The organism is Kitasatospora sp. NPDC059327 (assembly GCF_042752535.1).
In the GTDB taxonomy this organism is placed as follows: domain Bacteria; phylum Actinomycetota; class Actinomycetes; order Streptomycetales; family Streptomycetaceae; genus Kitasatospora.
Genome location: NZ_JBHYYB010000181.1, coordinates 1 through 9,778 on the forward strand (window position 1 = coordinate 1; position 9,778 = coordinate 9,778).

Annotated in this window: 9 protein-coding genes and 1 rRNA gene; all 10 read right to left on the reverse strand. The window is 70.7% G+C overall.

What is annotated here, in order from left to right; genetic code table 11:
- Positions 1-49: 49 nt before the first annotated feature.
- Positions 50-694, reverse strand: a complete 645-nt coding sequence (locus ACFXHB_RS43355; protein ID WP_380582524.1) for a MerR family transcriptional regulator — start codon at positions 692-694, stop codon at positions 50-52.
- A 303-nt stretch (positions 695-997) separates the two neighbouring features.
- Entirely contained in the window at positions 998-1,474 is a 477-nt protein-coding gene (locus ACFXHB_RS43360; RefSeq protein ID WP_360185161.1) for a bifunctional nuclease family protein, read from the reverse strand.
- A gap of 74 nt (positions 1,475-1,548) precedes the next feature.
- Positions 1,549-2,241 (reverse strand): MerR family transcriptional regulator, encoded by a 693-nt coding sequence (locus ACFXHB_RS43365; RefSeq protein ID WP_380582532.1) that lies wholly within the window; start codon positions 2,239-2,241, stop codon positions 1,549-1,551.
- Positions 2,242-2,423: 182 nt separating this feature from the next.
- The gene (locus ACFXHB_RS43370) at positions 2,424-2,966 is read right to left on the reverse strand and encodes an FHA domain-containing protein (RefSeq protein ID WP_380582525.1); all 543 of its coding nucleotides are present in this window, start codon (positions 2,964-2,966) and stop codon (positions 2,424-2,426) included.
- A 553-nt stretch (positions 2,967-3,519) separates the two neighbouring features.
- Positions 3,520-4,566, reverse strand: coding sequence for a DUF881 domain-containing protein (locus tag ACFXHB_RS43375; protein WP_380582534.1), 1,047 nt, complete (start codon positions 4,564-4,566; stop codon positions 3,520-3,522).
- A gap of 175 nt (positions 4,567-4,741) precedes the next feature.
- Positions 4,742-5,074, reverse strand: a complete 333-nt coding sequence (locus ACFXHB_RS43380; RefSeq protein WP_030062488.1) for a small basic family protein — start codon at positions 5,072-5,074, stop codon at positions 4,742-4,744.
- Positions 5,071-6,174, reverse strand: coding sequence for a DUF881 domain-containing protein (locus tag ACFXHB_RS43385; protein WP_380582526.1), 1,104 nt, complete (start codon positions 6,172-6,174; stop codon positions 5,071-5,073). Before ACFXHB_RS43385 ends, ACFXHB_RS43380 begins: the two co-directional genes overlap by 4 nt.
- A 173-nt stretch (positions 6,175-6,347) precedes the next feature.
- The gene (locus tag ACFXHB_RS43390; protein ID WP_380582528.1) at positions 6,348-8,843 is read right to left on the reverse strand and encodes a sugar phosphate nucleotidyltransferase; all 2,496 of its coding nucleotides are present in this window, start codon (positions 8,841-8,843) and stop codon (positions 6,348-6,350) included.
- Between the two features lie 124 nt (positions 8,844-8,967).
- Positions 8,968-9,588 (reverse strand): CDP-alcohol phosphatidyltransferase family protein, encoded by a 621-nt coding sequence (locus ACFXHB_RS43395; protein WP_380582530.1) that lies wholly within the window; start codon positions 9,586-9,588, stop codon positions 8,968-8,970.
- Between the two features lie 98 nt (positions 9,589-9,686).
- Positions 9,687-9,778 (reverse strand): 5S ribosomal RNA (gene rrf / locus ACFXHB_RS43400); the annotation flags it as partial.

Here is a 9,778-nt window from a genome sequence, read left to right on the forward strand (position 1 = left end):
GGCCCGGACGGTTCCCCGTCCGGGCCCGCGGCCTCGTCGGTCGTGCGGCTCAGACCGCCCGGTTGCGGCGCTGGGCCAGCTCGTCCCCCGGATCGTGCCCGATCACGGTCTCACCGGTGTCGGTCCGCTCGGCGTGCAGCCGCCCGAGGGCCGACTCCAGCTCCCGCCAGACCGCGCCGACGGCGATGCCGAACACACCCTGACCACCCTTCAGCAGGTCGACCACCTGCTGCGGCGTGGTGCACTCGTACACGGTCGCGCCGTCGCTCATCAGCGTCAGCCCGTTCAGGTCGCCGTTCTCGACGGACTGCAGATGGGCGACCGCCACCCGGATGTTCTGCAAGGACACCCCGGCGTCCAGCAGCCGCTTGACGATCTTCAGCAGCAGGATGTCGCGGAAGCTGTACAGCCGTTGGCTGCTCGCCGGGTAGACCGAGCGGACGCTGGGCTCCAGCAGCCCCGTCCGCGCCCAGTAGTCCAGCTGGCGGTAGGTGATGCCGGCCGCCGCACAGGCCGTCGGGCCGCGGTAGCCGATCAGTTCGGAGGTGGGTGCGAGCCGCTCGATGGCGGGCTGGCCCGGTTGCACGGCCGGGAACCGGCCCATCCGGGGCAGTTCGGCCACACTGCGGGCGGCGCGGGGCATGTGCACGGTGCACAGGCCTCCCACGGCCGCTTCATCGCCGGTGCCGGTCATGCCTACCTCCGTCCACTCGTCCTGCGGGCAACCCAGACTGCGGGCGACAGGCACCCGGGCAGCCACTCCTGACGGTAGGCAGTCCCTTATGAGCCGTCAACGATCGCCACGCCGGGCAGCACAAACCGCGTCACTCAGGAGAGTGGTTTTTCGTGCCCCCAGTGTGGGTAGGTGGACGCTATTTGGCAAAACGGACGAACGCATTCGGCAGGATGGCGGCCTTCGGCCCCACCGCCGCTCACCCCTCGAATCCACCGCCGTCCGTGACGGCCATCCGCGGCGGCCGTTCCCGCCGGCTCCGCGCTACTGCGGCGTGCCGCCGCCGAAGTCCTCCGGCGAGACCTGGTCGAGGAACTCGCGGAACTTCTCGACCTCGTCCTCCTGCTCGTCCGGGATGGCGATGCCCGCCTCGGCGAGCACCTCCTCGCTCCCGTAGATCGGCGTACCGGTCCGGAGCGCCAGCGCTATCGCGTCGGACGGCCGGGCGCTCACCTCGACCCCGCCCGCGAAGACCAGTTCGGCGTAGAAGACGCCCTCGCGCAGGTCGGTGATCCGCACCTCGGTGAGCTGCTGCCCGAGGGCCTCCAGGACGTCCTTGAAGAGGTCGTGCGTCAGCGGGCGCACCGGCGTCATGCCCTGCTGGGCGAAGGCGATCGCGGTCGCCTCGCCGGGACCGATCCAGATCGGCAGGTACCGATCGCCCCCGACCTCCCGAAGCAGCACGATCGGCTGGTTGGAAGGCATCTCCACCCGGACACCCACGACGTCGAGCTCATTCACACACGCAACCCTATGGCCCTCGCCCCGGATATGAAAGCGCAGAGCCGACGGCGCTGGTCAGCGGGGTCGGCGGGTCACGACCGGGGCCGCAGACCGGCCTGGACCATGGCGGCGTGCAGCCGGACCGAGAGGGTGGCCAGCTCCCGTGCCGTGGCCTCGGCATGCGCCCGGGTCTGCGGGTTGCGGTGCCGGCGCAGCGGCGCCACCACCTGCTCCACGAGCGCGATCTCGCGGTCGGCGGCCGCCTTCATGGCCCGCAGGTGGCGCGGTTCGAGTCCGTACCGGCCCAGTTCCGCGACCAGCCGGGCGACCTGCAGCGCCTCGCCGTCGTAGCCGCCGTCCGAACCGGCCACGACCAGCCCGTACGACTCCCACTCGACCAGCTCGCGCTCGCCCGCCTCGGCGGCGGCCAGCAGCTCGGCGCGGCCCAGCCGTACTCCCGCCGAGGCCTCGGCGGCCGCCACCAGCTCGCGGTCCGCCTCCTCCATCGGCCCGGGCCGGGCCTCGGCGGCGGGCAGCGCGGGCGGGGCCTCCCCGCGCTCGATCGCGTCCAGGTGCTCGCGGATCACCCGCAGCGGCAGGTAGTGGTCACGCTGCATCCGCAGCACGTAGGCCAGCCGCTCGACGTCGGCCGGGCTGAACTTGCGGTACCCCGACGGTGTGCGCTGGGGCTCGACCAGGCCCTCCGCCTCCAGGAACCTGATCTTCGAGATGGTGACCTCGGGGAAGTCGTCCCGCAGGGAGGTCAGTACCGCGCCGATGCTCAGCAGCTCGTCGCCGCCGCGCCGCCGGCCGCCCCCGGCGGGCCGGTCCGGGCGGACCGGCTGCCTGGGGGCCGCGACCGCTCCCCGCGCGCCCTGGTCCGGCAGCGGACCGGGCGACGCGGGGGCGGCCGCCCCGAGAGATGAAGGAGGGTTCGCGCTCACTCGGGCTCCTGCCGACGTTGGTTTCAGTACCCCCGGTGGTGGCTGGCGAAGAACACCAGCCGGTACTTCCCGATCTGCACCTCGTCGCCGTTGTTCAGCGACACCTCGTCGATCCGCTCACGGTTGACGTACGTCCCGTTCAGGCTGCCGACGTCGGCGACGGTGAAGCCGCCCCCGGGCGTCCGGCGGAACTCCACGTGCTTGCGCGAGACGGTCACGTCGTCCAGGAAGATGTCGCCCTGCGGGTGACGCCCGGCCGTGGTCTTGTCCGAGTCCAGCAGGAACCGGCTGCCCGAGTTCGGGCCGCGCTGGACGATCAGCAGGGCCGAGCCCGGCGGCAGCGCGTCGATCGCCGACAGCACCTCCGCCGACAGGGCCGGCGTGCCGGTGCCGGTGGTGGTGTTGGGGTCGTAGGACTCCAGGCCGGAGATCGAGATGGTCGACGTGGTCTCCGCCGCCCCCTCGGGCAGCGCGCCCCCGCGCAGCGCCGTACCGCAGTTGGAACAGAAGCGGGCCGCGGCCGGGTTCTGGTTACCGCACCTGGGGCACGGAGTGGGGCCAGCCATGTTCACAGCCTCCTGGCGCGGGACACCCGACGGGTTGTGCCCGGCGTACGGGTCCGGGGCAAACCCTCCACCAGAGGTTGAGGGTCCTGACGGGAAACCTATGCGCGGGGCGCCGGAGGGGTCAACCGACGCGCCGTAGCCCGCCGGATTGCCCGCGTACTGCGCGTCGGCACCGTCCCGGAACATCGGACGCTCGGCGTACTGGACGCCCTCGGGAGCGGGACGCATGCCCGGCACTGCGGGCTCTTCGTCGGCCCGGCGGTGACGCGCGGTGGGTGCCTCCACGGCAGCCACGTCACGGCCCTTGTTACGACCGAACAACTTCGAGAAGAAACTCACGGGCGAATCCCCTTGCGTGTGACAGACCCGCCCGCGGGGCAGGGTGAGAACCTCGGACAGGCTGCGGGCCCGGTCGCGGATCGGGCCAGCTGGAGTGGTGCTCCGACGTGTGATGTTCCGGCTTGTGCTGGTGCGGACCAGTCTCGCCCACCTGATGGCGGAACCCCGCACCGGGGGGCGCCCGCAGGTGACGGACCGTGCGGCAGGTGACTCGTCACTTCGGAGCCGGCTTGGCGTACTGCGGCGTCCTCAGGTCGACGAGGGCGTCGACGAGCACCTTCTGCTGCGGGGAGATGGTCGCGCGGGCCTGATGACTCTCAAGAGTACGGACCACACCTCCCGGAATGTTCAGCGCGGGTGTGAGGTCCTGCGGGTTCCCCACCACGGTGAAGCGATAGGGCTGCGAGACCTTCTTCCCGTCGATCTGCACACCGCCGCCGGACACGTCCGTGAAGTAGGTGTTGACCACCACGCGCACATCGTTGATCTGAATCGCCTCCGCCCCCGCCGCTCGGAGTTCCTGCAGGGTGTCCAGCAGCATATCCGCCTTCACCTGCCCTTGGGGATCATCGACCGTCAGTACGATGCCCGGACCAGTGGCCTTGACGGTGCCGGCGAGCACGCCGAGCTCCGTCACCTTCTTCCTGGTCTGCTCCTGGGCCTCCTTGGCCTGGTTGGAGCTGTTCTCCAACTTGGCCAGGGACTGTTCCAACTCCGCCTTCTCCTGTTGGAGACGCTGCTGGCGGCCGTCCAGTTCGTCGAGGATCCGCACCAGGTCCTCCTGCCGCGCGCCGCGCAGCTGGCTGTGGTGGTCGTTGGTGGAGCGGACCTGGATCGCCAGCGCGAGGCCGAGCGAGAACAGCAGGACCGCGACCACCAGCTGCCCGCGGGAGAGCCGCGGCGGCCAGAGCGCCGCCTTCAGCCGCCGCCGGCCGGCGCTGCGGTCGTCCGCCGCCGCCACCTCCGGTTCGGGCTGCTGCTCGGGCTCGGGCTCCTCCGCCGGAGCGGGCACCGTGCGCGGCGCGGCGGCCGCCCCGGGCACCGGCTCCGTCGGGGCCGCCTCCGCCTCGTGGGCGCGCTGCGGCTCCTCCGTGGGCTCCGGCTCGGCCGGTTCGGCTGCGGTCCGCTCTCCGCCGCGCTCCGCCGGCGGGTCCGCCGCCTCCACGGGCTCGGCCTGCACGGGTTCGGCCTCCACGGGCTCGGCCTGCACGGGCTCCGCCGGAGCCTCCGGCTTCTCCGCCGTGAACGGCTTCTCCGGCATGACCGACAGGTCGGGCCCCGGCGCGTCGTCCGGCACGGCCGACTTCACCTGTTCGGCGGGCTCTCGCGGCGCACTCCCCGCCACGGGAGTCGCCTCCCGCTCCCCGTTCCCGTCCTCGCGCACGCCTGCTCCTGCCCGTCGGTCCGCCTCCTGCTGTGCCGGCTCCCGGCCGGGCTCAGGCGCGGAAGACATGGCGCCTGATCGCGGCGGCGTTGGAGAAGATCCGGATGCCGAGGACGACCACCACACCGGTGGACAGCTGGGAGCCGACCCCGAGTTGGTCCCCGAGGAAGACGATCAGCGCGGCCACCACCACGTTGGACAGGAACGAGACGATGAACACCTTGTCGTTGAAGATGCCGTCCAACATCGCCCGGACACCGCCGAACACCGCGTCCAGCGCCGCCACCACCGCGATGGGCAGGTACGGCACGACGGCGTCGGGCACCTCGGGCTGGACGAAGAGGCCGACGACCACCCCGATCACGAGACCCAGTACGGCAATCACGGTCTAGCTGCTCCTGTCCCTGCGGCGGGCGCCCCGGTCGTGGACGCCGCGGGCGAGTGGGCTGTCGTGGTCTTGGCGGAGCCGTTCGGCGTGCGCTTGCCCGAGGGCGAGGCACTGGCCGAGGCCGACCGGGAAGGTCCGGCGGACGGACTCTGCGAACCCTCGGCGGACGCCGTCGGGCTCGGGGACGTCGTCGCGGCAGCGGACGGACTCGCCGTCGGCGAAGCCTCCGGCGTGGCCGGCTGGGCGGTCCGCAGGGTAATGCCGACGGCGGCGGGCAGGGTCAGCTTCTTCTGCGCGGAGATCGTCGACTTGATGCCGTACTTCTCCTGCAGCAGCCGAAGGTACTGACCCGCCATGTTGCTCTCGAAGGTGGCGACCAGCTTGGACCCGTCCCCCAGGGCCTGCACGCTGTACGGCGGTACCAGCGGCCGGTTGTCGACGAGTACCGCCTCACCGGCGGCACGGATCGCGGAGAGCGCGGTGAGCCGCTGCCCGTTGATCGAGACGGCCTCGGCGCCGGACTCCCAGAGCCCGTTCACCACCAGTTGCAGATCCCGATCGCGCAGCCGGCCGCTGTTGGAGAAGCCCTGACCGGCGCGCGGGTCGACGTTCCCGCCGGCGCCGGTACCGGAGGCGTCCTCCAGGACCAGCTTGACGCCAGGGCCGGTGACCTCGGCCAGGCCCACCGCGCCGGCCAGCGCGGCCGGGTCGCTGTCGCCCGGCGACAGCGCCTGCTGCTGGGTGGTGTCGACCTTGCGGCGTAGCTCCTGGACCTGCTGCTGCAGCCGCTCCGCCGAGCCGTTGCTGTCGTTGATCCGGTGGATCAGCGCATCGCGCTCCTTGGCGAGCGTGGGCTCGGCCTTGTGCGCGTTCACGGCGCCCACCGTCACCACCGCCCCGACCAGGGCCAGCCCGAGGCCCAGCGTGAGCAGGCCGCGGGCCGTGCCGGGTATCCGGCTGTCGCGGTCACCGCCCCGCGCCGCGGCCGCCTCGGCGTAGCCCTCGTCCAGGCTGTGGTTCATCACGCTGTTCAGCAGGGACATCGAGGCGTCCGGACGGTTGTACCGTCCGTCACTGGAACTCGGCGTCGCTGGCATGCGGACCATCGTCCCATGTCTGCGGAGGGGGTGGCGCACACCCCCTGACCTGCAAACTCACCATAAGCGACGGATCATGACCAAGTGTTGCAAAACGGACGGCCGGGGCGATGGAGCGTGCGGCGCCTGCCGCGCCGCCCCACCACCCCGGCCGCGTCACCGCGGCCCGGTGATCACCGTCCGGCGCCGTCGACCACCGCCGCCCACTCGTCCAGCAGCGCATCGGTCGCCTCGTCGTCCGGGCCCTCCGCCCAGAGGTGGGTGACCGCCTCGGCGGGGTCCGGCAGCACGAGCGTCCAGCGCCCGTCCGGCTCGACCACCCGCACGCCGTCCGTGGTGTCGAGCTGCCGGTTGCCGGCCGCCTCCACCACCGAGCGCATGACCATGCCCTTCGCCGCCCACGGGGTCGCGATGTCCCGCCGGCGGATGTGCGCCTGCGGGATCCGCGCGTCGATCTGGCTCAGCGTGAGCTGGGTCCGGGCCACCAGTCCGACCAGCCGGACGAACGCCGCCGCCCCGTCCAGCACACCGCTGAACTCCGGCACGACGAAGCCGCCACGGCCGTCGCCGCCGAACACCGTGCCCTCGGCCGCGGCCGCCTTGGCCAGGTCGTCCGGTGTGGTCGTGGTCCAGACGACCTGCGTGCCGTGGTACGCGGCGACCTGCTCGGCGATCCTGGTGGTCGTCACCGGCAGGGCCACCTGACCGCTCCGGCGCTCGGCCGCGACCAGGTCGAGCAGCACCAGCAGCGCCCGGTCGTCGTCGATCACCCGCCCCAGCTCGTCCACGAAGGCCACCCGCTCGCCGACCGGGTCGAACCGCACGCCGAAGGCCGCCCGGGAGGAGGCGACCAGCTCACCGAGCCTGGCCAGCCCCGCACGCCGCTCCTCGGCGTCCTCGGTCGGCCGCGCCTCGTCCAGCCCGCTGGAGACGGTGAGCGCCTCCACGCCGAGCCGGCCCAGGATGCTCGGCAGAACCAGCGCGGCACTGCCGTGCGCCGTGTCGACCACCACCTTCAGCCCCGCCTCGCGGACACCCGTGGTGTCCACCGCCCGCAGCAGATTGCCGGCGTAGGAGTCGAAGACGCTGGACGGGAAGGTCAGATCACCGATCTCGCCCGGGAACGCGCGCCGGTACTCCTGGCGGGCGTACACCCGGTCGAGCTTGCGCTGCCCGGCCTGGGAGAGGTCGGCGCCGCGCTCGTCGAAGAAGAGGATGTCGAGCGAGTCCGGCACACCGGGCGTGGTCCGCAGGAAGATCCCGCCGGCGCTCCCCCGGGCCGTGTGCTGCCGGGCCACCGGCATCGGCACGTTCTCCAGGTCACGGACATCGATCGCACTGGTCTGCAGCCCCGAGATCATCGCCCGCTTGAGGGCCCGCGCACCTCGCGAGTGGTCCCGCGCGATGGTGACGGTGGCACCCTTCTTCAGGGTCGTCGCATAGGCGCCCGCCAGCCGGACGGCCAGCTCCGGTGTGATCTCGACGTTCAGGATGCCCGAGACGCCGCGCAGCCCGAAGAGGTGCTCCTGGCCGCGGGACTCCCAGATCACCGAGGTGTTGACGACCGCGCCGGCCTCGATGGTCTTGAACGGGTAGACCCGGACGTTGGCGCCGATGATCGACTCCTCGCCGACCAGGCACTCGTCGCCGATCACCGCGCCGTCCTCGATCCGCGCGGCCCGCATCACATCGGTGTTCTTGCCGACCACGCAGCCCCGCAGGTTGCTCTGCGGCCCGATGTAGACGTTGTCGTGGATGACCGCCTTGTGCAGGAAGGCCCCGCGCTTGACCACCACGTTGCTGCCGAGCACGGTGTGCTCGCGGATCTCGACGCCGGCCTCGACCTTGGCGTAGTCCCCGATGTAGAGCGGACCGCGGAGCACCGCGTCCGGGTCCACCTCGGCCCCCTCCGCCACCCAGACGCCGGGCGAGATCTCGAACCCGTCGAGCTCGACGTCGACCTTGCCCTCCAGGACGTCCGCCTGGGCCTTGCCGTAGCTCTCGTGGGTGCCCACGTCCTCCCAGTAGCCCTCGGCCACGTAGCCGTAGACCCGCTTGCCCTCCTTCAGCAGCTGCGGGAACACGTCACTCGACCAGTCGACGGACTCACCCGCCGCCACGTAGTCGAAGACCTCGGGCTCCATGACGTAGATACCGGTGTTGACCGTGTCGGAGAAGACCTGTCCCCAGGTCGGCTTCTCCAGGAAGCGCTCGACCCGGCCCTCGTCATCGGTGATCGTGATGCCGAACTCCAGTGGATTCGGCACCCGGGTGAGACAGACGGTGACCAGAGCGTTCTTGCTGCGGTGGAACTCGATCAATTCCGAGAGATTGAAGTCGGTCAGCGCGTCACCGGAGATCACCAGAAAGGAGTCGTCCTTCAGCGCGTCCTCGGCGTTCTTGACACTGCCCGCCGTACCGAGTGGCGTCTCCTCGTTCGCATATGTCAGATGCATACCGAGCTCTTCGCCGTCACCGAAGTAGTTCTTGACCAGTGAGGCGAGGAACTGGACGGTGACGACGGTGTCGGAGAGGCCGTGCCGCTTCAGCAGCCGAAGCACGTGCTCCATGATCGGCCTATTGGCCACCGGAAGCAGCGGCTTCGGCATGCTGGAGGTCATCGGGCGGAGTCGGGTGCCTTCGCCCCCTGCCATTACAACGGCTTTCATTACGGGTGCGTCCTCCTTCTCGGTGGTGGACCCTGCAGGTCCATCAAACCGTTCCAGAGGTTCTCTACCCGGAAGATATCGTCCGACGCACCGAGGTGGCGTGGGACTTCTCTCAGATCACGTCTCAGACTGCGGACGGGGAGGAGGCGGAGTCCGCCCGGATGATCTGCCGCGCCTGGACGGCGTAGAGAATGCCGGCCCACCAGTACAGCGCGGTGCCCCACCAGATGAAGGCCCAGCTGACGGCCTCGGCCGGCCGCGCGATCCAGGTGTGCCCGCTACCGAGCAGCAGAAGCGGAAACGCGTACATCAGATTGAATGTCGCCGCCTTGCCCAGGAAACTCACCTGCAACGGGCCGTAGCCGTGCCGGTTCAGAATCGGAAGGAGTGCCGCGATAAAGAGCTCACGCGCGATCAGGATCGCCGTGAGCCACCATGGCAGGATCTCACGCCACGTCAGACCCAGCAGGGTGGAGAGCACATAGAGGCGGTCCGCCAGCGGGTCGAGCAACTGACCGACCCGACTGATCTGCCCCCACCTGCGGGCGAGCTTCCCGTCGAGGTAGTCACTGATGCCACTGAGCATCAGAATCAGCAGCACCCAGCCGTCATTGTTCGGCCCGCCGAACACCGGCCAGAGGATCAACCAGAGGAAGAGCGGAACGCCGACCAGCCGGCCCATGCTCAGCAGGTTGGGGATGGTGAGGACGCGATCGGTCTGGACCCGCGTCTCCTGGACCTCCACCCGGGGGCCTCCTGTACCGTGTGACAACTTATGCATGTTGACCCTACAACAGAAAAGCCCCCGTCCGGTTCCCCGGCGGGGGCTTCTCTAGAAGAATTGTTCGGCGGCGTCCTACTCTCCCACAGGGTCCCCCCTGCAGTACCATCGGCGCTGTGAGGCTTAGCTTCCGGGTTCGGAATGTAACCGGGCG

Bases quoted from the DNA above. Each gene is read 5' to 3' on its own strand.
- ACFXHB_RS43355 (WP_380582524.1), bottom strand. From the start codon at position 694: ATGACCGGCACCGGCGATGAAGCGGCCGTGGGAGGCCTGTGCACCGTG.
- ACFXHB_RS43370 (WP_380582525.1), bottom strand. From the start codon at position 2,966: ATGGCTGGCCCCACTCCGTGCCCCAGGTGCGGTAACCAGAACCCGGCC.
- ACFXHB_RS43375 (WP_380582534.1), bottom strand. From the start codon at position 4,566: ATGCCGGAGAAGCCGTTCACGGCGGAGAAGCCGGAGGCTCCGGCGGAG.
- ACFXHB_RS43385 (WP_380582526.1), bottom strand. From the start codon at position 6,174: ATGCCAGCGACGCCGAGTTCCAGTGACGGACGGTACAACCGTCCGGAC.
- ACFXHB_RS43390 (WP_380582528.1), bottom strand. From the start codon at position 8,843: ATGAAAGCCGTTGTAATGGCAGGGGGCGAAGGCACCCGACTCCGCCCG.